The 23,836-nt window shown below is 71.6% G+C and carries 18 protein-coding genes; 5 read left to right on the top strand and 13 right to left on the bottom strand.

The genetic code is table 11. The features are described 5' to 3' along the window. Nucleotides 1-490 precede the first annotated feature (490 nt). The 6 genes from pgeF to BMX97_RS26640 form a co-directional block, all read right to left on the bottom strand. Nucleotides 491-1,255, bottom strand: a complete 765-nt coding sequence (pgeF, locus tag BMX97_RS26665) for a peptidoglycan editing factor PgeF (RefSeq protein ID WP_091754215.1) — start codon at nt 1,253-1,255, stop codon at nt 491-493. A 164-nt stretch (nt 1,256-1,419) separates the two neighbouring features. Further along, the gene (locus BMX97_RS26660) at nt 1,420-2,457 is read right to left on the bottom strand and encodes a class I SAM-dependent methyltransferase (RefSeq protein WP_177202366.1); all 1,038 of its coding nucleotides are present in this window, start codon (nt 2,455-2,457) and stop codon (nt 1,420-1,422) included. Between the two features lie 32 nt (nt 2,458-2,489). Beyond that, nucleotides 2,490-3,395: a prolipoprotein diacylglyceryl transferase gene (gene lgt, locus BMX97_RS26655; protein ID WP_091754205.1), complete on the bottom strand. Its 906-nt coding sequence runs from the start codon at nt 3,393-3,395 to the stop codon at nt 2,490-2,492. A gap of 502 nt (nt 3,396-3,897) precedes the next feature. Further along, a complete protein-coding gene (gene ilvA, locus BMX97_RS26650; RefSeq protein WP_091754214.1) occupies nt 3,898-5,460 on the bottom strand; it encodes a threonine ammonia-lyase, biosynthetic in 1,563 nt (520 codons plus the stop codon). Nucleotides 5,461-5,572: 112 nt separating this feature from the next. Further along, nucleotides 5,573-6,616, bottom strand: a complete 1,044-nt coding sequence (locus tag BMX97_RS26645; protein ID WP_091754213.1) for an AbrB family transcriptional regulator — start codon at nt 6,614-6,616, stop codon at nt 5,573-5,575. Nucleotides 6,617-6,735: 119 nt separating this feature from the next. Further along, the gene (locus BMX97_RS26640; RefSeq protein ID WP_091754204.1) at nt 6,736-7,704 is read right to left on the bottom strand and encodes a LysR substrate-binding domain-containing protein; all 969 of its coding nucleotides are present in this window, start codon (nt 7,702-7,704) and stop codon (nt 6,736-6,738) included. 190 nt (nt 7,705-7,894) lie between these two features. Here BMX97_RS26640 and BMX97_RS26635 point away from each other — a divergent pair, with 190 nt between their 5' ends. The 4 genes from BMX97_RS26635 (at nt 7,895) to BMX97_RS26620 (ending at nt 11,096) form a co-directional block, all read left to right on the top strand. Next, entirely contained in the window at nt 7,895-9,484 is a 1,590-nt protein-coding gene (locus BMX97_RS26635) for a catalase (RefSeq protein WP_091754203.1), read from the top strand. A gap of 375 nt (nt 9,485-9,859) precedes the next feature. Next, nucleotides 9,860-10,153, top strand: coding sequence for a hypothetical protein (locus BMX97_RS26630; protein WP_091754202.1), 294 nt, complete (start codon nt 9,860-9,862; stop codon nt 10,151-10,153). A 43-nt stretch (nt 10,154-10,196) separates the two neighbouring features. After that, on the top strand, nt 10,197-10,664 hold the full coding sequence (locus BMX97_RS26625) for a cupin domain-containing protein (protein ID WP_091754201.1): 468 nt from the start codon (nt 10,197-10,199) through the stop codon (nt 10,662-10,664). Nucleotides 10,665-10,706: 42 nt separating this feature from the next. Beyond that, nucleotides 10,707-11,096 carry a RidA family protein gene (locus BMX97_RS26620; RefSeq protein WP_091754200.1) on the top strand — a complete coding sequence of 130 codons (390 nt, stop codon included), beginning with the start codon at nt 10,707-10,709 and terminating at the stop codon, nt 11,094-11,096. Nucleotides 11,097-11,100: 4 nt separating this feature from the next. On the opposite strand, the gene BMX97_RS26615 is transcribed toward BMX97_RS26620, so the two are convergent. The 7 genes from BMX97_RS26615 to BMX97_RS26585 all read right to left on the bottom strand — a co-directional run bounded on the left by BMX97_RS26615 (nt 11,101) and on the right by BMX97_RS26585 (nt 19,775). Continuing rightward, the gene (locus tag BMX97_RS26615; protein ID WP_091754199.1) at nt 11,101-11,946 is read right to left on the bottom strand and encodes a metallophosphoesterase family protein; all 846 of its coding nucleotides are present in this window, start codon (nt 11,944-11,946) and stop codon (nt 11,101-11,103) included. Then, a complete protein-coding gene (locus BMX97_RS26610; RefSeq protein WP_091754198.1) occupies nt 11,943-12,872 on the bottom strand; it encodes a diacylglycerol/lipid kinase family protein in 930 nt (309 codons plus the stop codon). Before BMX97_RS26610 ends, BMX97_RS26615 begins: the two co-directional genes overlap by 4 nt. Nucleotides 12,873-13,171: 299 nt before the next feature. Further along, nucleotides 13,172-15,373 carry a 3-hydroxyacyl-CoA dehydrogenase NAD-binding domain-containing protein gene (locus BMX97_RS26605; RefSeq protein ID WP_091754197.1) on the bottom strand — a complete coding sequence of 734 codons (2,202 nt, stop codon included), beginning with the start codon at nt 15,371-15,373 and terminating at the stop codon, nt 13,172-13,174. Between the two features lie 22 nt (nt 15,374-15,395). After that, the gene (locus tag BMX97_RS26600; RefSeq protein ID WP_143074719.1) at nt 15,396-15,932 is read right to left on the bottom strand and encodes a DUF2059 domain-containing protein; all 537 of its coding nucleotides are present in this window, start codon (nt 15,930-15,932) and stop codon (nt 15,396-15,398) included. A gap of 5 nt (nt 15,933-15,937) precedes the next feature. Beyond that, nucleotides 15,938-17,146: an acetyl-CoA C-acetyltransferase gene (locus BMX97_RS26595; RefSeq protein ID WP_091754196.1), complete on the bottom strand. Its 1,209-nt coding sequence runs from the start codon at nt 17,144-17,146 to the stop codon at nt 15,938-15,940. A 109-nt stretch (nt 17,147-17,255) separates the two neighbouring features. Next, nucleotides 17,256-19,049 carry an acyl-CoA dehydrogenase C-terminal domain-containing protein gene (locus BMX97_RS26590; protein WP_091754195.1) on the bottom strand — a complete coding sequence of 598 codons (1,794 nt, stop codon included), beginning with the start codon at nt 19,047-19,049 and terminating at the stop codon, nt 17,256-17,258. 264 nt (nt 19,050-19,313) lie between these two features. Continuing rightward, the gene (locus BMX97_RS26585; RefSeq protein WP_091754194.1) at nt 19,314-19,775 is read right to left on the bottom strand and encodes a MerR family transcriptional regulator; all 462 of its coding nucleotides are present in this window, start codon (nt 19,773-19,775) and stop codon (nt 19,314-19,316) included. A 495-nt stretch (nt 19,776-20,270) separates the two neighbouring features. Here BMX97_RS26585 and BMX97_RS26580 point away from each other — a divergent pair, with 495 nt between their 5' ends. After that, nucleotides 20,271-23,774 (top strand): SEL1-like repeat protein, encoded by a 3,504-nt coding sequence (locus BMX97_RS26580; RefSeq protein WP_091754193.1) that lies wholly within the window; start codon nt 20,271-20,273, stop codon nt 23,772-23,774. The last annotated feature ends 62 nt before the right edge of the window (nt 23,775-23,836 follow it).

The following is a 23,836-nucleotide window of genomic DNA, read 5'->3' as shown; positions in this document are numbered from 1 at the left end:
CCGGCGTTGAAACCGGCGTAGAAGCCCGTCCAGGTGAAGACCGGCACCGGGGTGAAGACCGGCGGCGGGGCGACGCGACGCGGCAGGTCGGCGGCGAGAGCCGAACCGGCAACGAGGACGCCGGCGAGGGCGGTAGCGCTCTTGAGAAGCGACTTCATGGGAAACTGGTCCTTCCTACTATGCGGCGGAGGCCGCGCCCGTTTTCGGGTCGGTGGCCGTCCGAAGCAGTGTCCACGACATACCCCGGTAGCCCGGTGAAAGCTGTGTCCTCGCGACAACGCTGGTGAGTTTCACCGCGGCCTTAACGGCTGTTCATCGCGAGCATTCCCTTGGCTCCTTATCCCCCTTAACGCGCGCGAACGGCCAAGGTTCATCGGCGCACATATTTTTTTTCTACGCTTGCCCCAGCAATCCTAACGAAAGCCGAACGGCGCCCTAAAGCGGGCGGTTCGCGTGCGGAATCGCATCTGGTGAGGGGGCTGGAGCAGCGTCATGGCGCGAGGGCGATCGCCGAGACGAGGCGGCCGTAATCGGCCTCCTGGCGGTGGGTGGTGCGGCGGTAGCTGAAGAATCGCTCCGGGTCGGCGTAGGTGCACAGGCCGAGATTGGCCACCGTGCCGACCCCGGCGCGCTGCAGCCGCGCAACGATGTAGGAGGGAAGGTTGAACAGGCTGTGGGTCGGCCGCTCGGGGCTCACGGCGAAGTAGCGGGCGGTCTCCGCGTTCTCGGCCTCGAAGCGCTCGCGGAACTCGGGGCCGACCTCGTAGGCGGAGGCCCCGATCGTCGGGCCTAGCACCGCGACGGTCCGGGCCCGGTCGGCGCCGAGACCTTCCATGGCCGAGAGCGTCGCCTCTATCACGCCGGTGAGCGCGCCCTTCCAGCCGGCATGGGCCGCGCCGACGACGCGGTTTTCCGCATCGGCGAACAGGATCGGTCCGCAATCGGCGGTCAGGATGCCGAGGCCCAGACCCGGCACCCGGGTCGCCATCGCGTCAGCGCGGGGACGCTCGGGGAAGGGCGCCTCGACCACCACGGCCTCCGCCGAGTGCACCTGGTACAGGCTGACGAGATTGCCCGGCGCCAGCCCGAGCCGCTCCGTCATGCGGCGGCGATTCTCGCGGACCCGCTCGGGGTCGTCGCCGGAGCCGAGGCCGCCGTTGAGCGAGGCGTAGAGCCCCTCCGACACCCCGCCTTGCCGGGTGAAGAAGGCGTGGCGGATGCCGGGGAGCTGCAGGGCGGGCGCGTCGATGACCATGGCGGAATCGTCCTCGGGGAGCATCCCGCACCTTCGCCCGGCAATCGTGTCGAAAGCGGGAATCGAGGGCATTTTCCGATGAGGCGGATGCCGGTCGTCGAAGACAATGCGGCGAAATCAAAGACCTGGAGCGCTTCGCGAGTGCAACGCGATCGTGGGGCTCTCTAGAAGCCGGGGAGTGCGGGCTGGTTCGGTCCGGCGAGCCCCATCACCTTGAACAGGTGGCCCATGCCGCGGGTGGCGCGGTCGGTCAGGCGGTCGGCCCCGGCCTCGATGGCGGCAGCCTGCTCTGGATTCGCCCGGGCGGCGAGGCGCTCCGCCCGCTGGGCGAGGCCGAGGGCCAGGAGAAAGTCGGCCTGCGTCGCGGGTCCGTGTACCACGGCGCCTTCCCCGGCGGCGGCGCGGGCGAGGGCGGCGAAATCGACCTGGGCGGTGAGATCGGCCTCGCCGGGGGCGGCCAGGGGGTCGGCGAAGCGGTGGCGGACCACCGCCTGGAGCGTGTCGGCGGTGCCGCCGTAGAGGTCGCCGTAATCGATGGCGAGGAGCGCGCCACCCTCGCGGGCGAGCCGGCCGGCGAGCCGGCGCGCGAGGTCGAGGGCGACCGCCGGCAGGGTCAGGACCGCACCGGGCGCCCCCTCGGCGGCGATCTCGGGCGTCGGGTCAGGGCTCAGGCCGAAGGCGAGGGCGTCGTCGGGCCCGAGGCCGATCCGGCGCTCGCACCAGCCACGCTCGGTGCGCTGGTACTGGCGCACCGGCAGGGCGTCGAAGAACTCGTTGGCGAGCACGATCGTCGGACCGTCCGGCAGGGTGTCGATGCTCTCGTGCCAGGTCGGGGCGGCGCCTGGGAGGGCCCGGGCCTGGGCGGCCCGCAGCACCGGGCTCGTCTCGACGAGGTGGAGGTCGGCCGCCGCCAGGCAGTCGGGCGCGGCGGCGCGCAGGGCGCGCAGGGCGTCGGCCATCAGCGTGCCGCGGCCGGGACCGAGCTCGACGAGGCGGAACGCGTCCGGCCGCCCGAGGCCGTGCCAGACCTCCGCGGTCCACAGGCCGAGAAGCTCGCCGAAGATCTGGCTGATCTCCGGCGCGGTGGTGAAGTCGCCGGCTGCGCCGAGGGGGTCGCGGGTGCGGTAGTAGCCGTGGACCGGGTGCCCGAGGCAGAGCGCCATGTAGCGCTCGACGGAGATCGGCCCGTCGAGGGCGATCATGCGGCGCAGCTCGCCGAGGAGCGGCGTCTCGCTCACGTCGACGTCATCCCGGAGGACTCGGCCTCGACCGCGCTTTCATCGAGCCGCGGCCGGGGCCGCGTGTCGCCGCGCAAAGCCCGCACGATGAAGACCGCGCCGACGATCACCATCGGCACGCAGAGCAGCATCCCCATGGTGATGCCGCCGCCGAACGCCTCGACGTGGGTGCCGAACAGGAAGCCGAGCTGCGGGTCGGGTTCGCGGAAGAACTCGCAGGTGGTGCGGGCGACGGCGTAGCCGACGACGAACAGGCCGCCGAGCAGCCCGGGCCGGCGGAAGCCGACGCGGCGCACCGCGAGCGCCATCAGGATGAACAGCACCAGGCCCTCGGCGACGGCCTCGTAGAGCTGGCTCGGGTGGCGCGGCAGCGGCCCGCCGTTCGGAAAGACGATGGCGTAGGGAAAGTCCGGCGCCGGCCGGCCCCACAGCTCGCCGTTCACGAAGTTGGCGATGCGGCCGAAGAACAGACCGATCGGCACCACCACTGCGGCGAGGTCGAGCATCGCGTAGGTGTTGAGGCCGCGGCGGCGGGAGAACAGCACCAGCGCCAGGACCGCGCCGAGGAAGCCGCCATGGAACGACATGCCGCCGCGCCAGATCGCCAGGATCTCGGCCGGGTGCGAGAGGTAGGCGGCGAAGTTGTAGAACAGCACGTAGCCGATCCGCCCGCCGAGCACGACGCCGAGCGCGACCCAGACGATCAGGTCGTCGATGTCGAGGGGGGTGGGCCGGCGCACCGCGCCCCACAACGACGGCGTCGAGACCAGGCGCTTGGCGTAGAACCAGCCGCCCACCAGGCCCACGATGTAGGCGAGGGCGTACCACTTGATCTGCAGCGGCCCGATCGCGACCGCGACGGGGTCGATGGCGGGGAAGGGCAGGGCGAGGAGCGGAGGCATCGGGGGGAGGTGAACCGGCGGCGCGGCGGCGTCAAGGCGGCTCTCGTGCCGCGCGAGCGTGGCGAGGGTGGGGCGCGACCGTGACGGGTGTCCGGCGGTTTCGATCGGTGCCGAGACCGGGGACGGCGCGGGACAGCTTCGCCCGTCCCGCGCGGCGGTCCGCTGGAAGGGACGACACAGGTTCCACGCCCCCGCGGAGGCAGGGAGGTCGGGGGAACCGTTCGATACAAGAGCGCGGGCTTCCCCTCTCCCCGCGGGCGGGGAGAGGGCTGTGTCTCCGTCCAGGAGACGCGGCAAGCGAAGGCGAAGCCGGAGCGAGGGTGAGGGGGCCTCGACACGTGAGACTCCTCCGGCACCACCCCCTCACCCTCGCCCTGCAGGCTACCTTCGCACCCGACAAGAGGTGCGAAGGCCTCTCCCCGCCCGCGGGGAGAGGGGGAACCCGCGTCATGCTTTTCTCAAACAGCCCTTCCTCTGGGAAGGAAAACCGGCGACGGTGCCGTCACGCCGCCGGCGCGACCGCGGCGGCCGGTGACGGCACCGCTCGCGGCTGGCCGTCGAGGAAGAGCCGGTAGGCCGCGTTGTCGGTCTCGTCGACGTGCTCGTAGCCGAGCTCGGCGAGCGCCGCGGCGAACCGGCCGCGCTCGGCCTCGGGCACCTGGATGCCGGCGAGCACCCGGCCGTAATCGGCACCGTGGTTGCGGTAGTGGAACAGCGAGATGTTCCAGGTCACGCCAAGGCTGTCGAGGAACTTGAGCAGCGCGCCCGGACGCTCCGGGAACTCGAAGCGCAGGAGCCGCTCGTCGGACAGGCCCGGCACCCGGCCGCCGACCATGTAGCGGACATGGAGCTTGGCCACCTCGTTGTCGGTGAGGTCCGTCACGGCGTAGCCGAGGCGGCGCAACTCCTCGACCAGGGCCTCCTTCTCGGGCCGGCCGCCGGAGAGCTGCACGCCGACGAAGATCTGCGCCTCGGCGCCCGGCGCGTAGCGGTAGTTGAACTCGGTGATGGCGCGCCGTCCGAGCGCCCGGATGAAGGCGCGGTAGCTGCCGGCCCGCTCCGGGATGGTGACGGCGAGGAGGGCCTCGCGCCGCTCGCCGATCTCGGCCCGCTCGGCGATGTGGCGCAGCCGGTCGAAGTTGAGGTTGGCGCCGCTGTTGATCGCCACCAGCGACCCGGCCCCGAGGCCGCCGCGGGCGGCGTATTCCTTGAGGCCGGCGAGCGCCAGCGCGCCCGACGGCTCGGACATGGCGCGGGTGTCGTCGAACACGTCCTTGACCGCGGCGCAGATCGCGTCGGTGTCGACGGTGATCACCTCGTCGAGGTACTGGCGGCAGAGCCGGAAGGTCTCCTCCCCGGCCTGGCGCACGGCGACGCCGTCGGCGAACAGGCCGACCGAGTCGAGCACCACCCGCTCGTCGGCCTCGATCGCCGCCTTCATGCTGGCGGCGTCGGCGGGCTCGACGCCGATGACCTTGGTCTCGGGCCGCATGAACTTGACGAAGGTGGCCACACCCGCCGCGAGGCCGCCGCCGCCGATCGGCACGAACACCGCCTCGATCGGGGCGCCGTGCTGGCGCAGGATCTCGAGCCCGATCGTGCCCTGGCCGGCGATCACGTCGGGGTCGTCGTAGGGGTGGATGAAGGTCAGGCCCTGCTCGGCCTCCAGCGTCTTGGCGTGGGCGTAGGCCTCGTCGAAGGCGTCGCCGTGCAGGACGACCTGGCCGCCGCGGGACTTCACGCCCTCGACCTTGATCGCCGGGGTGGTGCGCGGCATCACGATCACCGCGGCGACGCCGAGCCGCTTGGCGGCGAGCGCCACGCCCTGCGCGTGGTTGCCGGCCGAGGCGCAGATCACGCCGCGGGCGAGCGCGTCCGCGCCCAAGCTCGCCATCTTGTTGTAGGCGCCCCGGATCTTGAACGAGAAGACCGGCTGCAGGTCCTCGCGCTTGAGCAGCACCTGGGCGCCGAGGCGCTGCGACAGGCGCGGCATCGGATCCAGCGGGCTCTCGACGGCGACGTCGTAGACGCGGGCGCCGAGGATCTTCTTGATGTAGTCGTGCACGGCTTCAAACATGTCCGGAACGGGCGAGGGCGTCGCGCCGGGGCTCGAGCCCTCCGGCGCCGGGATAGCGGGTTTCGCAGCGGAATGCGAGCTTGACAGGTGCGGGAAGGCCTCAGGCCGCCGCGCCGTCGGCGCGGGCGGCACTGCGGGAGATCCACTTCGCCACCAGCGGGCCGGTGACGATGACGACGAGGAGCCGCAGGGTCTGCACCGCCAGCACGAACGAGACGTCGGAGTGGGTGCCGACGGCGATGATCGCCACCGAATCGAGCCCGCCCGGGCTCGTCGCCAGGTAGGCGGTCAGGAGGTCGATCGGCAGCAGGAAGGTCAGGCCCCAGGCCCACAGGCCGCACAGCCCGATCAGCCCGAAGGTCGCGACCAGCATCGCCGGCAGGGCGTGGATCGTCGCCCGCACGGTGGCGGGCGTGAAGCGCAGGCCCACCGTCCAGCCGATCCCCGCATAGGCCAGCGCGAGGAGCCAGGACGGCAGCGCCATGCCGGCGAGCCCGGTGGCGTGGAGCGCGGCGCCGAGCACCAGCGGGCCGATCATCGCGCCGGCCGGCACGCGCAGCCGCAGGCCCGCCCAGGCGCCGATGCCCGCGACCGCCAGGGTGGCGAGGACCGCCAGCGGCCCCGGCGCCATGTCGCCGCCCGGCACGGTGCCGCCGCTCCCGGCGAGGAAGCGGGCGACCACCGAGGCCGTGAGCGCCACGCAGGCGACCCGGACGTACTGCATGAAGGCGACGAGACGCGGATCGGCGCCGAATTCCTCGGCCATCGCCACCATGGCGGAGGCCCCGCCCGGCGACGAGCCCCAGGCCGCGGTGGTGCCGGGCAGGAGGCGGATGCGGGTGAGGATCCAGCCGGTCATCGCCGAGGCCACCACGGTGACGCCGACCACCGCCAGGATCAGCAGCCCGTCCTCCATCAGCGTCGCGACGATCGAGGCGTTGACCGCGTGGGCGACGAGGCAGCCGATCAACGCCTGCGCGGCCTGGAAGCCGACCTTCGGCACCCGGATCGGGGCGCCCCGGACCCCGAAGGCGATGGCCGCGAGCATCGGGCCGAGCAGCAGGGCGGCCGGGAAGCCGGCGAGCTGGAACAGCCCCGCCAGCGCGCCGGAGGCGAGGACGAGGCCCGCCCACAGGACCGCCATCCGCGCGAGCGGGCGGCGCGAGAGCGTCGGGGCGGGGGGCCTGGCATCCATGGCGGCGGCGAAATCGGGCACGGGAGCGCGGATCGGATCGCGCCGGAGAAAACGTTGCGCACGAGCCGCTATACGGAAATCGCCGTCCTGTCGCCGCGGGGGGCGGTCGCGACCGGGTGACCGAGGGGCAGCGTTGCGTGCGGCGCATGTCGGCGGAAGAAGCCGGCGAGCTCGGCCAGTCCCTCGGCGCGGGGGTCGCTCGCCCGCCAGGCGAGCGCGATGGTGCGCCGCGGCCCGTCCGGGCCGAAGCCGCGGCAGACCGTGAGGCCGGTCGGATCCGGTCCGGGCGGGGCGGCCAGCGCCGGCAGCAGGGTATAGCCGGCGCCCGCCGCCACCATCGAGCGCAGGGTCTCCAGGCTGGTGGCGTGGCGCCCGCTCGCCGGCCCGGCGCCGCAGGCGGCCGCCGCCTGATCGCGCAGGCAGTTGCCCTCGTCGAGGAGCAGCAGGTCCGTGCCCGCGAGGTCGCCGGCCCGCGGCGCCGGGCCGGCGGCGAAGGCGTGCTCGGCCGGACAGGCGAGCAGGAACGGCTCGTCGAACAGCGGCGCGACAGCGAGCCCGGCCTCGGGAACCGGCAGGGAGACGAGCGCCGCGTCGGCCCGGCCCTCGCGCAGGGCATCCAGGATCTCGGCGGTGCGCCCCTCGCTGAGCGCCAGGGCGAGGTGCGGGAAGGCCTCGCGCAGGTCCCGCAGCACCTTGGGAAACAGGTAGGGGCCGAGCGTCTGGATCGCCGCGAGGACGAGGCGGCCGCGCAGGGTCCCGTCGTCGCGCCCCTCGCGGGCGACGCGCAGCAGCGCCCGCGCCTCCGCCAGCACCGACCGGGCCTGGCGAACCACCGCCTGACCGCCGGGCGTGAGCAGCACCCGGCGGTTCGAGCGCTCGAACAGGGCGACGCCGAGAAACTCCTCGAGCTTGCGCACCTGCACGCTCAGGGTCGGCTGGCTGACGGCGCAGCGCTCGGCGGCGCGGCCGAAATGGCCTTCCTCGGCCACCGCCACGACGTATTCGAGATCCCGCAGGGACAAGCCGGAGACGTTCATAGGCTGTATCTATCGCAAACTTCGCAACGATGCATTTGTTTTCGGGTCACGCAGGGGTCATAGGTTGGAGCGAGACCAGTTCGAGGGTGTTGGGCTGCCGGCCCACCGACCCCATGTGAGCGGTCCCTCGCACGGTGTCCCCGCGGTGATCCGTCCGGGCACCCCGTGCCTGCACGTCAAAGGAGTTTCCATGAGCGACCAACGCCCGATCCTGACGACCCGCCAGGGCCATCCGGTCCGCGACAATCAGAGCCTGCGCACGGTCGGCGAGCGTGGCCCGGCGACCCTCGAGAACTACCAGTTCATCGAGAAGATCACCCATTTCGACCGTGAGCGGATCCCCGAGCGCGTCGTGCACGCCCGCGGCGCCGGCGCCCACGGCTACTTCGAGGCCTACGGCACGATCGGCGGCGAGCCCGCCTCCAAGTACACCCGCGCCCGCGTCCTCAACGAGACCGGCGTGAAGACGCCGATGTTCGTGCGCTTCTCGACCGTGGCCGGCGCCAAGGAGAGCCCGGAGACCGCCCGCGACCCGCGCGGCTTCGCGGTGAAGTTCAAGACCGTCGACGGCAACTGGGACCTCGTCGGCAACAACCTGAAGGTCTTCTTCATCCGGGACGCGATCAAGTTCCCGGACATGATCCACGCCTTCAAGCCCGATCCGGTGACCAACCGCCAGGAGGCCTGGCGCTTCTTCGACTTCGTGGCGGCGCACCCGGAGTCGATCCACATGGTGACCCACCTGAAGTCGCCCTGGGGCATCCCCGCCAACTATCGCGAGATGGAGGGCTCGGGCGTCAACACCTACAAGCTGGTCAACGACCAGGGCGTGGCGCATCTGTGCAAGTTCCACTTCATCCCGAAGCAGGGCGTGCGCAACCTGACCTCGGCCCAGGCCGCCGAGATCCAGGGCCGTGACGTCGGCCACGCGACCAAGGACCTGTACGACAACATCGCCGCCGGCAACTTCCCCGAGTGGGAGTTCGCGGTGCAGATCATGCCGGACGGCCCGAACGACCATCTGTCGTTCGATCCACTCGACGACACCAAGCTGTGGCCGGTGGACCAGTTCCCGCTGCTGCCGTGCGGCCGCATGGTGCTCGACCGGGTGCCGGACAACTTCTTCGCCGATGTCGAGCAGTCGGCCTTCGGCACCGGCGTGCTGGTCGACGGGATCGACTTCTCGGACGACAAGATGCTCCAGGGGCGCACCCTGTCCTACTCGGACACCCAGCGTTACCGCGTCGGCCCGAACTACCTGCAGTTGCCGATCAACGCGCCGGCCCCGGGCGTGAAGACCGCCACCAACCAGCGCGACGGCCAGATGACGTTCTACGTCGACGGCGTCGGCGAGAACAAGCACATCAACTACGAGCCGAGCACCCTCGCCCAGGGCCTGCGCGAGGCGGAGAAGCCCGCGCGCGAGTACCACCAGCCGGTCGAGGGCAAGCTCGGCCGCTACCAGACCAGCCGCACCGAGGACGACTACACCCAGGCCGGCGTGCGCTACCGCTCCTTCGAGGACTGGGAGCGCGAGGACCTGATCGCCAACCTCGTCGCCGACATGAAGGAGTGCCCCGAGGCGATCCAGCTCCGGATGGTCTGGCACTTCTGGCACGCCGACGAGGATTACGGCCGCCGCGTCGCGGAAGGCGCCGGCATCGACCTCGAGAAGGCCAAGGCCCTGCCGCCGCTGCCGGGCCGCGCCGCCCCGGGCCAGCGCCTGAAGCCCGAGACCTACACCGACGGCTCGCAGGCTCACAAGGTCGCGGCCGAGTAAGGCTGAAACCTCAACGATTTGAGTAAGTGACGAACCCCGCCCGGAGCGATCCGGGCGGGGCTTTTTTACGTATGGGAAGCATGGAAACTGGGCGGCCCAGGCGCCATCATCGAGGTCGCGTTACATCGTGACCGCGGGCTGGTTCGTCCCATCAGAACCAGGTTCGCGGGTATTCCATCCATCCCACCCTCGGCCTCATCCTGAGGTGTTAGCCGATTGAAAATCGGCTGACCTCGAAGGACGGCTCCAGAGATCGCTGAGACTTCTGGAGCCCTCCTTCGAGGTCAGTCCATCTCCGATAGACTGACACCTCAGGATGAGGCCGAGGGTGGGATGAGTTTTTTTCGTCCGTGCCAGCGGTTCGGAGATCCTCGCATGCCCCTTGTCTCACTCGACCGGCAGACGTTGGTTCGTGCGTTGCAGTCTGAGGCGGAGCTGTCGGCCAACCGGACGGAGACGGTGGCCGACATCGTGTTTCGATCGCAGCCTACAGATTCTGCGATGAATTTCGTCGTCGATCCATCGAAGGTGGCTCTTCGTGGCGATATCAGATCGACGTTCGTCGCGGCGAAGACCGACATCATCATGATGTTCGTCGGCGCGATCGCTCTTCAGACCGTCATCGTAATCCTGGTGATCGACGGCCTCGTGAGCATCCTGAAGCCCTGACCCGGCGTTGTTCCAGGTCCGCCCCCGGACGAGGAGCCCCGCCATGGACACCACCCCCGAACCCGGCACCGGCGTCACGATCGGCGGGATGCGGGTGCGCTACCTCGCCCGCAGCGACGCTACCGGCGATGCGATCGGCATCTACGCCGTCACCCTGGCGGCGCGCTCGCCCGGAGCCGGGCTGCACCGCGACGCCCGGTTGACCGAGGCCTTCGAGGTGCACGAGGGGGCGCTGACCCTGAGGCTGAACGACCGCGACGTGACAGCGGGGCCCGGCGAGTTCGTGCTCGTGCGCCCCGGCGAGCCGCATGCCTTCGCCAATCGCGGCGACGAACCGGTGCGCTTCACCCTGACCTTCACCCCGGCGCTCCGCCGCGAGGGCTTCTTCGAGGGGCTGGCGGCTTTGGCCGCCGAGGACCGCCTGCGGGACGAGCCCGCGATGCGGGCCCTGATGGCGGCTTACGACCAGGAGCCGCTCGCCGGCTTCGCGGGCTGGAGCGAGGTCGGCTGACGCGCCATGCTGTCCGCGTGCCGAATCGGGAGGGCAGGGGACATGCGGCGGCGGATCGACGGCGGCTCGAGCTTCGAGCGGGACTACGGTTATTCCCGCGCGGTGGTGCAGAACGGCTTCGTGTTCGTCGCCGGCACCACCGGCTACGACTATGCCGCGATGACGATGCCGGAGGAGGCCGGCGCCCAGGCCGAGGCGTGCTGGCGCACCATCGCGGGCGTGCTCGAACAGGCGGGCACGTCGCTGGAGCAGGTCGTGCGCGCCACCTACTACGTCACCGACCGCACGGAGGCCGAGACGGTGCTCACCGTCTGCGGCCGGGTGCTGCGGGAGATCCGACCGGCCGCGACCCTGGTGGTGGTGGCCGGCCTGTTGCGGCCTGAGATGAAGGTCGAGATCGAGGTGACAGCGGCCCTGCCGCCGACCGCCTGATTCGTCATTCGGGCGCCGCGCACCGCGCCGCACCCGATTCGGCGGCGTCGCACCAATCCGTGCCGGTCCACAGCCGCACCTGCACGGTGGCGACCCCGTTCTCCACCGTGATCCGGTTGTAGGCGTTGGGCTCGTTGCCGCGCAGCCGCGTCGAGGTGGCGGAGCCGGCCTGGACCGCGAGCAGGCGCCGGGCGCTCGCCTCGGCCACCGGCCGGTCGAGCTCGGCCTTCGGGCCGTCCGGGGTCGGCTCGGCGAAGCGGGCGTAGCCGCGGTGGAGATGGCCGGCGAGGGTCAGGCCGACATCGTGGCGCTGGAAGGCGTCGAGCGCCTCGTCGGCCCGCCCGACCAGGCGCGCCTCCTCGTCCCAGGGCGGCGGCATGAACGGGTGGTGGCCGACCACGATGCGAAACAGCCCCGGCGGCAGGGCGTCGAGCCTGGCTTCCGTGCGGCGGATCTGCGCCCGGGTGATCTTGCCCTGCGACCAGTCGGTCTCCGGCGCCCAGGTCCGCACGGTGTTGAGGCAGATTACCGCGATCTCGTCGTCCTGGAAGACCGGCTCGGTCTCGGGCGCGACGTAGCGCTTGTAGCGCCGGAACGGATGGAAGAAGCGCTGCCAGAGCCGAAACGGCGAGATGTCGTGGTTGCCCGGCACGGCGATCCAGGGATGCGGCAGCCGGTCGAGGAAGGCCTTGGCCTCCAGGTATTCGCGGGTGCGGGCCCGCATGGTGAAGTCGCCCGAGATGATGATCAGGTCCGGGCCGTCGCGGTTCAGCTCCGCCACCAGGCCTTCCACCACCGCCGGGTCGGTGCGGCCGAAATGCAGGTCCGAGATATGGGCGATCCGCTTCACCGGGGATCCTCCGCCGGTACGAGGACCCGCAGGGCGGACGCGCGAAGGCGGTAGTGCAGGGGTGGGGCGATCAGCACGACCTCTCCGTCGTTCATGACCCGCAGGGCCTTGCGGGCGTCGAGCGTCAGGGCGTCGGTCTCGTGCCGTTCGAGGTCGGGCAGGCGGCGCCACTCGCCGACCGCGAAGCCGAGCCCGAGCCGCACGAGCCGCGCCGCCGACAGGGTCTCGACGAGGTAGAGCGTGAGGTGCCCGCCGTCGACGCCCGCGCGCGACAGAACCTGGCCCAATCCCTCCCGGTAGTCGCCGCAGACCACCGCCAGCGTCCGGAAGCGCACGCGCCGGCTCTCGCCCGCGAGGGTGAGCACGGCGCGGTCCCGCGGGTAGCGCCCGAGATGGCGCAGGAGGCCGGCCCCCATCCGCACCACGTCGAGCACACCCATCCGCCCGCGCTTCGCCTCGCGGTGGCGGGCCATCCGGGCCGGCAGGCCGAGCACCGAGTTGATCAGGAAGACGTGGCCGTTGACCTCGCCGGCATCGATCGCCCGCACCGTGCCGGTCGCCAGCACTCGCACCGCCGCGTCGAGGTCGAGGGGCAGCCCGAGATCCTTTGCCAGCAGGTTCATGGTGCCGAGCGGCAGGATGCCGAGGGGGACTTGCTTGCCGGTCAGGGCCTGCGCGGCGCAGGCCAGGGTCCCGTCGCCGCCGGCCACCGCCACGGCGTCGATGCCCGGGAGTTCGGCCGCGGCGTCCAGCCGTTCGGGCAGGGACGCGTCGGGGTGGGGCTCGGCCATCACGTCCAGACCCGCCGCCTCTAGGCGCTTGCGGAGGGCCTCCGGCGTCAATCCTCCATCGACCAGCGAGCCCGCCGCGACATTCGCCACCAGCACGATCCGGCGGGCGGGCGAAGGAGTGTTCTGATTCGTCACACGGTCGTTCCGGACGGCGAAGGCGCCGCCCGGACAGGATGCCCGTGATGCATCTCAGGCAGATGGCAGGGCGGGATCATCCCGCATTCGCTCCGATCTCATGCCCTCGCTCATCCCAACCCCCGTCTCATCCGGAGGTGCGACCGAAGGGAGCCTCGAAGGAGGGCTCCAGACGTCTCGCGATCGCTGGAGCCCTCCTTCGAGGTCAGTCCGTCTTCGATGGACTGAAGCCTCAGGATGAGGTGTCGAATGGGACGAGCCGGGCAAGCAGGTCGCCCGGCTCTCGCGCCGCGCGCCCGTCAGGCCGCCTTCTTCGCCGCCTCGCCGTAGAAGGTGCCGCCGCGCTCGGCCATCGCCACCAGGGTCGCCGGCGGGGCGAAGCGGGCGCCGTGCTTGGCTTCCAGCGTGCGGCACAACTCGACGAACCGCGCTGCGCCCATGAAGTCGATGTAGGACAGGGCGCCCCCGGTGAACGGCGCGAAGCCGAAGCCGAGGATCGAGCCGACATCGGCCTCGCGTGGGTCGGTGACGACGCCCTCGCCGAATGTGCGGGCCGCCTCCAGCGCCTGGGTGACGAGGAGGCGTTGCTTCAGCTCCGAGAAGTCGACCGAATCCGGATCGACCTTCGTCTCCTGCAGGTCGCGCAGCCCCGGCCACAGCTTCTTCGAACCCTGCTCGGGGTAGTCGTAGAAGCCCTTGCGGTTCTTGCGTCCGAGCCGGCCCTCGCCCTCGACCAGCGCCGTGAGCAGGCGCTCCTGGTGCGGATTGACGGCAGCCTCGCCGACCTGCGCCTTCGTCGCCTTGACGATCTTGAGGGCGAGGTCGACGCCGACCTCGTCGTTGAGCGAGAGCGGGCCCACCGGCATGCCGGCCTGGCGCCCGGCATTCTCGATCATCGCCGCCGGCACGCCCTCGGCCAGCATCAGGTGGCCTTCGAGGATGTAGGCCCCGACGCAGCGGTTGGCGAAGAAGCCGCGGGCGTCGTTGACGACGATCGGGGTCTTCTTGATCGCCCGGACGTAGTCGAGGGCCACCGCCAGCGCCCGCTCGCCCGTCTCATTGCCCATGATGATCTCGACCAGCATCATCTTCTCGACCGGCGAGAAGAAGTGGATGCCGATGAACTGCGCGGAGCGCGACGAGGCCTTGGCGAGCCCGCTGATCGGCAGGGTCGAGGTGTTGGAGGCGAAGATCGCGTCCGGCCCGATCACCGCCTCGACCTTGGCGATCACCTCGGCCTTGACCTTCGGGTCCTCGAACACCGCCTCGACCACGAGGTCGCATCCGGCGAGCGCGGCGTAATCGCTGGTAGCGGTGATGCGGCCGAGGAGCGCGTCGCGGTCCGCGGTCTTGGCGCGGCCCTTCATGATCTGGTCGGAGACGAGCTTGTGGGCGTAGGCCTTGCCCTTCTCGGCCGCTTCCGCCGACTGGTCGACCAGCACGACCTCGAGCCCGGCATGGGCCGAGACGTAGGCGATGCCCGCCCCCATGAAGCCGGCGCCGACGACGCCGACCTTCTTGAGCGACACCGCACCGACGCTCTTCGGCCGGCGGGCGCCCTTGTTGAGCTCGCCCATCGACAGAAAGAGGGTGCGGATCATCGCGGCCGCTTCCGGCGAGCGCAGGATCTTGGCGAAGTACCGGCTCTCGACCTTGAGCGCCAGATCCATCGGCAGCTGCAGGCCCTCGTAGACGGCGTGCAGGATCGCCTTGGCGGCAGGGTAGTTGTCGTGGGTCTCGCGGCGGTAGATGGCGTTGGCCGGCGGCCAGGTCATCATCCCGGCGGGCGAGTAGACCTTGCCGGACGGCGCCTTGAACTTCGGCTGGTCCCAGGGCGCGACGGCCGAGCCGCCGGCCTTGATCCACTCACCCGCCTTTGCGACGATCTCGGCGCGGGGCGCCACCGCGTGGGCGAGGCCCATGTTGCGGGCCATCAGCGGACGGATCTGCTCACCCTTGAACAGCATCTGCAGCGCGTCGCCGGTCTGCATCAGGCGGGCGACGCGCTGGGTGCCGCCGGCGCCCGGAAACAGCCCGACCTTGATCTCCGGCAGGCCGACCCGGGTCTTGTCGTCGTCCGACAGCACCCGGTGGTGGCAAGCGAGCGCCAGCTCGAAGGCGCCGCCGAGGCAGGTGCCGTGCACGGCGGCCGCGAACGGCTTCCCGCAGGTCTCGAGCTTGCGGTAGAGGAGCGTCAGCCGGCGCGATTCCTCGAAGAAGAAGCGCATCGCCTCCTCCTCGCCGCGCTCGCGGGCGAGCCGGGCGTGCTCGACGCCGAGGCCCTGGAGCATCGTCAGGTCGGCGCCGCCCGAGAAGGTGTCCTTGCCGGACGTGATCACGCAGCCCTTGATGGCGGCGTCCGCTACCACGGCGTCGACGATCCGGTTGAGCTCGTCCATCACCTCCGGGGTGACGACGTTCATCGAGCGGCCGGGCATGTCCCAGGTGGCGAGCGCCACGCCGTCGGCATCGGTCTCGAAGCGGAAATTCGTGAGGTTCATGGCGAAGGCCTCGTGAGAGCGATTACGGCTTGGCCGGGGCCGGGGCGGGCATTGGAGCGGGGGCGGGCACCGGAGCGGGGGCGGGCGCCGCCCCGGGCGCGGGGGCCTGGCCGTTGCCCTGCTGCGACAGGGCCGCCAGCGAGAGCAGGTTCATCATCTTGGTCACCGCGTCCTTGGTGATCGTGGTGACCATCGAGGTCGGGTCGGCGTTGAGCGCCTGGAACTTCTGGTAGACCGGGTCGTCGTAGATCGCCGCCAGCCGCTTCAACTCGGTCGCGTCGAACTTCTGGGCGTATTCCTTGGCGAGCCCGTCGACGAGGCCGTCGCGCTCCTGCGCGAAGGTTTTCTCCAGGTCCGGGCGCAGCTTGGCCGATTGCTCGGCGGTCATCGCCGAGAGGGTTTTCTCCTCGGCCTGCTTGAAGGCGGCCGTGAGGTTGCGCGCCACCGTCTTGGTGACGATGTCGCGGGCGAGCGCCAGGCGCTCGTCGTCGGCCCGGGCGGTGCCGGCCAGCACGAGGGCGAGGGCGAGCCCGGCGGCGAGGCGGGGGAGGAGACGCATCAGGCTCACACCCGCTCGATGATGGTGGCGGTGCCCATGCCGGCGCCGATGCAGAGGGTGACGAGGGCGGTCCGCTTGCCCGTCCGCTCCAATTCGTCGAGCACGGTGCCGAGGATCATCGCCCCGGTGGCGCCGAGCGGGTGGCCGAGCGCGATGGCGCCGCCGTTGACGTTGACCTTCGCCGGATCGACGTCGAAGGCCTGGAGGAAGCGGAGCACCACCGCCGCGAAGGCCTCGTTGACCTCGAACAGGTCGATGTCGCCGACGCTCATCCCGGCGCGCGCCAGCACCTTGCGGGTCACGTCGACCGGGCCGGTCAGCATCAGGGCCGGGTCCGAGCCGATATTGGCGAAGGCCCGGATGCGGGCGCGGGGCCTCAGGCCCGCCTTCTCGCCGGCTTCCTGCGAGCCGATCAGCACCGCGGCGGCGCCGTCGACGATGCCCGAGGAGTTGCCGGCATGGTGGACGTGCTCGACCGCCTCGACGTCCGGATGCGCGTCGATGGCGACGGCATCGAAGCCGCCCATCTGGCCCATCTGCACGAAGGAGGGCTTGAGCGACCCCAGCGACTGCATGTCGGTGCTCGGCCGGCGGTGCTCGTCGTGGTCCAGCAGCGTCAGGCCGTTGACGTCGCGCACCGGCACGACCGAGTTCCTGAACCGGCCGTCCTCCCAGGAGCGGGCGGCGCGCTTCTGCGATTCGACCGCGTAGGCGTCGCACTCGTCGCGGGAAAAGCCGTACTTGGTGGCGATCAGGTCGGCCGAGACGCCCTGCGGCATGAAGTACGACTTGATGGCGATGGCCGGATCGACCGGCCAGGCGCCGCCCGACGCGCCGATACCGATGCGGCTCATCGATTCGACGCCGCCGCCGACCGCCATGTCGTGCTGGCCGCTCATCACCTGGGCGGCGGCGAAGTTCACCGCGTCGAGGCCCGAGGCGCAGAACCGGTTGATCTGCACGCCCGGGACGTGGATGCCGTAATCGGCCACGAGTGCGGCGGCGCGCGCGATGTCGCCGCCGGCCTCGCCGACCGGATCGACGCAGCCCAGCACCACGTCGTCGACGAGCTTGGTGTCGAGGGAATTGCGGTCCTTGAGGGCGCGGAGCGCCGTCTCGGCGAGGCGGAGCGCCGTCACTTCGTGCAGCGAACCGTCGGGCTTGCCGCGGCCGCGGGGCGTGCGGACGTGGTCGTAGATGTAGGCGTCGGGCATGGGGCGTCTTCCCGGAAATTGTCTCGCGGGCGGCCCGTTTGCCGGGCCGCGGGCACGTCGGGCCGCCCCGGCCGGCAACCGGGACGGCGTTCGGGCGTCGAGTGAAGGCTTAGAACAGCTCCGCCGGCACCGCCATCACGGCGTCGGACCCGGCCGAGATCCGGGCGAGCCGGGTGCCGGTCTCGGGCAGCACACGCTCGACGTAGAAGCGGCCGGTGGCCAGCCGCGCGTCGAGCCGCTCGGCGATGCCCTCGCCGGAGGTCTTCTTCTCGGCCGTCGCCTTGGCGATGCGACCCCACATGTAGCCCATGGCGACGAGGCCCATCAGGTGCATGTAGTCGGTCGCGGCCGCACCCGCGTTGTCGGGCTTGGCCATGGCGTTCTGCATCAGCCACATCGTCGCCTGCTGCAGGTGGCCGAGGCTCTTCATCAGCGGGCCGGTGAACACCTTGAGGCTCTCGTCCTCGGCGTTCTCCTTGCAGAAGCCCTCGACCTCGGCGAGGAAGCGCATCATCGCCCGGCCGCCGTCGCGCGGCAGCTTGCGGCCGACGAGGTCCATCGCCTGGATGCCGTTGGCGCCCTCGTAGATCTGGGCGATGCGGGCGTCGCGCACGAATTGCGACATCCCCCATTCCTCGATGTAGCCGTGGCCGCCGAACATCTGCTGGGCGTCGACCGCGTTGGCGAATCCCCGGTCGGTCAGCACGCCCTTCACTACCGGGGTCAGCAGGCCCATGTGGTCCTCCGCCGCCTGGCGGGCGGCCGGGTCCTCGGAGCGGTGGGCGATGTCGGCCTGGAGCGCGGTCCAGATGACGAGCGCCCGGGCCGCCTCGTTGAACGACCGGATGGTCATCAGCGTCCGGCGCACGTCCGGGTGGACGATGATCGGATCGGCGGCCTTCTCGGGCGCCTTGGCGCCGGTGAGCGAGCGGCCCTGGAGCCGGTCGCGGGCGTAGGCGACGGCGTTCTGGTAGGCGACCTCGGACTGGCCGAGGCCCTGGATGCCGACGGCCAGCCGCGCCTCGTTCATCATCACGAACATCGCGTTGAGGCCGCGATTGGCCTCGCCGACGAGCCAGCCCGTGGCGCCGTCGTAGTTCATCACGCAGGTGGCGTTGCCGTGGATGCCCATCTTGTGTTCGATGGCGCCGCACGACACCCCGTTGCCGGCGCCCACCGTCCCGTCGGGCCCGACCAGGAACTTCGGCACCACGAAGAGCGAGATGCCCTTGGTGCCGGCCGGCGCGCCCTCGATCCGGGCGAGCACCAGGTGGATGATGTTCTCCGACAGGTCGTGGTCGCCCGCCGAGATGAAGATCTTGGTGCCGGTGAGCGCGTAGGAGCCGTCGCCGTTCGGCACGGCCTTGGTCTTCAGGAGGCCGAGATCCGTGCCGCAATGCGGCTCGGTCAGGTTCATCGTCCCGGTCCAGGTGCCCTCGACCATCTTGGGAAGATAGGTCCGCTTCTGCTCCTCGGAGCCGTGCTCAAGGAGGGCGGCCATGGCGCCTTGCGTCAGGCCCGGATACATGCCGAGCGCGATGTTGGCGCCGGAGACGAATTCCTGCATCACGCTGTTGAGGGTGTGGGGCAGACCCTGGCCGCCATACTCGGTCGGCATCGAGAGGCCCATCCAGCCGCCGCCCGCATAGGCGTCGTAGCCGGCCTTGAAGCCCTTCGGCGTCGTCACGCGGCCATCCGGGTGGCGGGTGCAGCCCTCGGTGTCGCCGACGCGGTTGAGCGGCGCCAGCACCTCTTCGCAGAGCTTCGCGCCCTCGGCGATCACCGCCTCGACCACGTCGGGCGTCGCGTCGGCGAAGCCGGGCAGGTTGCTGTAGCGCGCGAATCCGAACACGTCGTTGAGGAGGAACAGCACGTCCTCCACCGGCGCCTTGTAGCTCGGCATGTTTCCCCCGCTCCCAGGATCAGATCCTTCCCCGCGCACGGCTTCGCTGCGGCGAGATAGTTCATATCTAAACTATCTCGGTGGGGAACGGAAGGGGGGGCGACGCGTCGGCTTGGGCGTCACGGGTGAAACGGCCGGCGAGACGTAGCCAACGAGACCTGGCCGGCAAGACGTTCCGGCAAGACGTGGCCGGGACTGCGTGTCGTGGTGTCGGGTCGCGGTTCCGGGCGGCGCCTGCCCCCGCAGGGCGCCGCCGGATGGTCGTCAGGCGCTGGCGGCGGTCTTGCCGTAGCCGCGCAGGGCCTCGAGCGCGCGCTCGATCTCGGCCTTCTGGTTCTCCAGATGGGTGATCTGCTCGGCGACCTGGGCCGGGCTGAGGGCGAGCGCGCCGCCGGTCCCGGTCTCCGCCAGCTCGTCGCCGTCGACCATCGCGGCGATCTCCCGCAGCGTGAAGCCGAGCTCCTTGCCGCGCAGGATGGTGGCGAGGCGCGAGCGATCGTCCTCGGTGTAGAGGCGGGTCGTCCCGCGGCGCTGCGGATGCAGCAGGCCCTTCGCCTCGTAGAAGCGCAGCGCCCGCAGGGTGACGCCGAACTCCTCGGCGAGGTCGCCGATGGTCAGGGTCGCCGGCGCGGTCGAGCGCCCCGAGGGACGGCCGGTGCGCGACGCGGATCCGCCGGAGCGGACCGACGCCCCCCTGCCGCTCTCGGTCTGCCGATCATAAGCCATGCCGTCTTCCCCCGTTGGGCCGCGAGTCGCGTCCGAAACCACCGGCGCCATTCGGCACCGTGATGACACAAAGAAGGTCAAATGACCTCCCTTAGGGAAAGGTAAGGCCAACTTGGGCGTGTGTTACTTACGGTAAAAAGACATATGTTCCAACGGCTTGCTACGAAAATCGGCTTACCGTTACGTTCTGGATCGCCGGCAAAAAACGCCCAAATCCCCCCGCCATGGGGCCGGATGTCGCGCTGTGGTTGTGAACATAAATCGCTCAAAATCATGTTGCGTGCGCAACCGTATGGCAGCGTTTCCATTCCCCGACCGCCGCTCGGGCGGGTCCTTAACCACTTGTTTACCGTGTCGAACGAAAGTGCCCGGAGAAACCTTTCAGGCCGTGGCCGCTGACCGGATCTTCACGATCGAGCAGGGTGCCGGGTTTCGACCGGCCCCGGCCGGTGCCTATCCGCGAGACCCTTCGGCCACCCTTGCGCAGAGCCCGCCATGCGACGGACCGCTCCTACCCTCGACGCCTTCGATCCGGAGTTGCGCGATGCCGCCCGCGAGGCGGCACGGCGCGCCGGCCTGTCGGTCGACGAGTGGCTGGCGGAAGCGATCAGCGAGGGGTCCGCCCGCGCCGGGGTCCGCCAGCAACCACGCCGTGCGACCGCGGGTTCCCGCCGCACCCGCAACGATGCGTTCCCGGCCCAGGCCTACCTCCCGGCCGATCCCGAGGAGACCCGTCGGGGCGACCGCTCGTGGCACCATGACGGACCGCGCCACCAGCGTTCCCGCGCGGCGCGCGGCCCGGTCGTCGAGCCCGTCCGTTCCCAGCCGGTGCAGCCGGTCCTGGCCCAGGCTCCGGTCACGGCGACCGCGATCCCGTCCGCGGCGATCCCGGCGACGATTTCGGGCGACGCCGCCCTGATCGAGGCCGTGGCGGCGATCGGCCGGCGCCTCGACGCGATCGACCGGCGCATCACCGAGGGCCGCGAGGCAACCGACGAGGTGGTCGCCAAGGCGGTGAAGGGCATCGAGACCCGCCTGTCCGAGACCCGCCTGTCCGAGACCGCCGCGCGCGAGCCGGCCCCGCGCCCGGTCGGCCGGCGCGGCCGCCCGGTCCCCGACAGCCTCGCCGCCGCGGTGGCGGAGATCCGCCAGCGCCAGCAGCAACTGGACGAAGGCTCTCCCGAAGAGGAGGGCGAGATCCTGGTCGAAGGCCTGCGGCGCGACCTCGCCCGGGTGGTCGAGAGCACAGAGGCCGCCGCCGACGCCCTCTCGCCGGCGATCGCCGGCCTGCAGGCCGAGACCTCCCGCCTGCGCGAATCCATCGGCTCGCTCGCGACCAGCGGCGACCTCGTGACGCTCGAGCAGGCGGTCCGCACCCTCGCCGACGAGGTGCAGCGGGCCCGCGATCCGGCCGACCTCGTGGCGGTCGCCGGTCCCATCGACCTGATGCGGGTCCAGGTCGGCCGCCTCGCCGAGGAGGTCGCCGCCGACGTGCATGCACGGGTCGCGCAGGACGTCGAACGGCTGGCCCGCCAGGCCGACGGCGCGCTCGACCCCGACCGCGCGGGCCTCGCCGACCGCGACGCGCTCGCCAAGCTGTTCGGCGAGCTCGACGAGATCCGCGCCCAGATCGCGATCCTCGCCGAGCCCGCCCGGGTGCAGAACCTCGCCCGCTCCGTCGACGAACTGACCGAGACGGTGACCCGGCTCGGCGACGGCATGCTCGACAGCCCGGCGCTGATGAACGAGCTGCGGCCGCTGCTCGAGGAGATCCGCGAGGGCGTTCGCGCGCCGGCCGCGGACGCGCCGGCCCTCGTCCAGGGCATCGCCGACCTCGACCGCAAGATCGACGACCTCCGGGCCGAGCGGCGCGAGCAGCCGAACGCGGCCGGCGACATCCTCGGGCGCATCGACGCCCTCTCGGCCAAGGTCGACCAGGTCGCGGCGGTGAACACCGTCGGCGACGTGATGGAGCGCCTCGAGCAGATCGGCGAGGCCCTGCGCCAGCCGGCGCTGCCGAGCAGCGACCTCGCCTCCATCCACGGCATGCTGCGCAGCCTCGCCGACAAGCTCGACCGGGTCGGTCCGGGCGCCGGCGGCGAGACCCTGGACGGGCTCGAGCGTCAGGTCCTGGCGCTGGCCGGCCGCATCGACACCCGCGGCAGCGACCCGGCGCTCGCCGGCCTCGAGCGGACGATGGGCGACCTCCTCGCCCAGGTCGCGCTCCTGCGCGACGAGGCGCCGATCCAGGCCGCCGCGGAGCGCGCCGCCCGCAGCGTCGCCGACACGCTCGGGGCCGAGCGCAAGGGCGCTGCCGCCACCGAGGGGCTGGGCGGCCTCCAGTCCGCGCTCGCCGACATGCGGGCCCAGCAGGCCGCGTCCGACAAGCGCATGCAGGCGACGATGGAGGGCGTGCACGCGGCCCTCGAGCAACTGGTCGCCCGGCTGTCGCCCGCCGAGATCCGTGTCGAGGAGGCGGCGCCGGCCCTCGCGGCCCCGCCGCGCCGCGCGGCCCGCAACCTGCGCGACACGCTGCGCGAGAGCGCCGCCCCGGCGGAGCGCCCCGCCCTCCGGACCGGGCCGGCGAGCCCCGCCGACGAGATGCTGGAGCCCGGCGCCTCGCGCCCGCGCCGGCCGCAGGCCGCGCCGGCCGAGGCGCCCGCGCCCGAGATGCCGGCCGGAGACATCAAGGCGAGCTTCATCGCCGCCGCCCGCCGGGCCGCTCAGGCCGCCGCGGCGGAAGCCTCGGGCACCGGCGCCGCCATGCCGGCGGTCGAGCGGGACGGCGAGGCCCGCGGCAGCCTGGTCGAGCGGCTGCGGAGCGCGATCGAGCGCCGCCGGCGGCCGCTCCTCCTCGGTATCGCGGCGATCGTGCTGGCGCTCGGCACGCTGCAGGCCCTGCAGACCTCCGGCCCGCGGCTCGGTGGCGCCACGACCTCGCGCGAGGCCGCCGCGCCGGTCGACCCGGCCACGACCCAGTCGGTCGCCCATGCCGTCCCGAAGGCGCTCGCCGTCCCGGGTGACGCGTCGACCGCGAAGGCCACCCCCGCCAAGCCTGAGACCGAGGCATCCGGCAAGCCGGACGTCCCGGCGAAGCCCGGCGACGCCGCCAAGGCCGGGGAGGCGACCAAGGCTTCGGATACCAAGCCCTCGGATCCCGCCAAGGCGGCCGATCTCGGCAAGGTGTCCGATCTCGGCAAGGTGTCCGATCTCGGCAAGCCGCTGGAGCCGGCGAAGTCGGCACTGCCGCGGGTCGCCGACATGGCGTCCCTGAGCGGCGACCTGTCCGGCATTCCGGCCGGTGCATCCTCCCTGCGGCAGGCGGCGCTCGAGGGCGACGGCGCCGCGATCTACGAGCTCGCCAGCCGCGCCGTCGACGGCCGCGGCCTGCCGCGGGACGCCGCACTCGCCGCCAAGCTCTTCGACCGCCTGGCGAGTGCCGGCTACGCCCCGGCGCAGTACCGACTCGGCAGCCAGTACGAGAAGGGCCTCGGCCTCGTCCGCGACCAGGACAAAGCCCGGCTGTGGTACGGCCGCGCGGCGATCCAGGGCCACGTCCGGGCGATGCACAACCTCGCGGTGATGCTGGCCGAGTCGGGGGCCGCCAGCGGCAAGCCCGACTACGCCTCAGCGTCGAACTGGTTCCGCAAGGCGGCCGAGTACGGCGTGCGCGACAGCCAGTACAACCTCGCGGTGCTCCTCGCTCGCGGGCTCGGCGTCAACCAGGACCTGGCCCAGGCCTATGGCTGGTTCGCCGCCGCCGCCGCGCAGGGCGACGACGATGCCGGCCGCAAGCGCGACGAGGTCGCGGCCAAGCTGGCCCCGAAGGACCTCGCCGCCGCCCGCGCCGCCTCCGAGGCCTGGAAGGCGAAGACGCCGGACCCGGTGGCGAACGATCCCCCGCCGATGCGGGTCGAGACCGCCTCTCCGGCCGGCGGCATGTCGCTGATCGGCGCGCCGCCGCCGCTCGCCGCGGGCCGGGGTACCGGCAAGGTCTGAGCGGACCGACGATCGACGACGAAGGGCGCGGAGCGATCCGCGCCCTTCGTCGTTCCAGGGCA

This window comes from Methylobacterium sp. ap11, assembly GCF_900110515.1.
In the GTDB taxonomy this organism is placed as follows: domain Bacteria; phylum Pseudomonadota; class Alphaproteobacteria; order Rhizobiales; family Beijerinckiaceae; genus Methylobacterium; species Methylobacterium ajmalii.
This window is presented reverse-complemented; position numbering and strand designations above follow the sequence as displayed.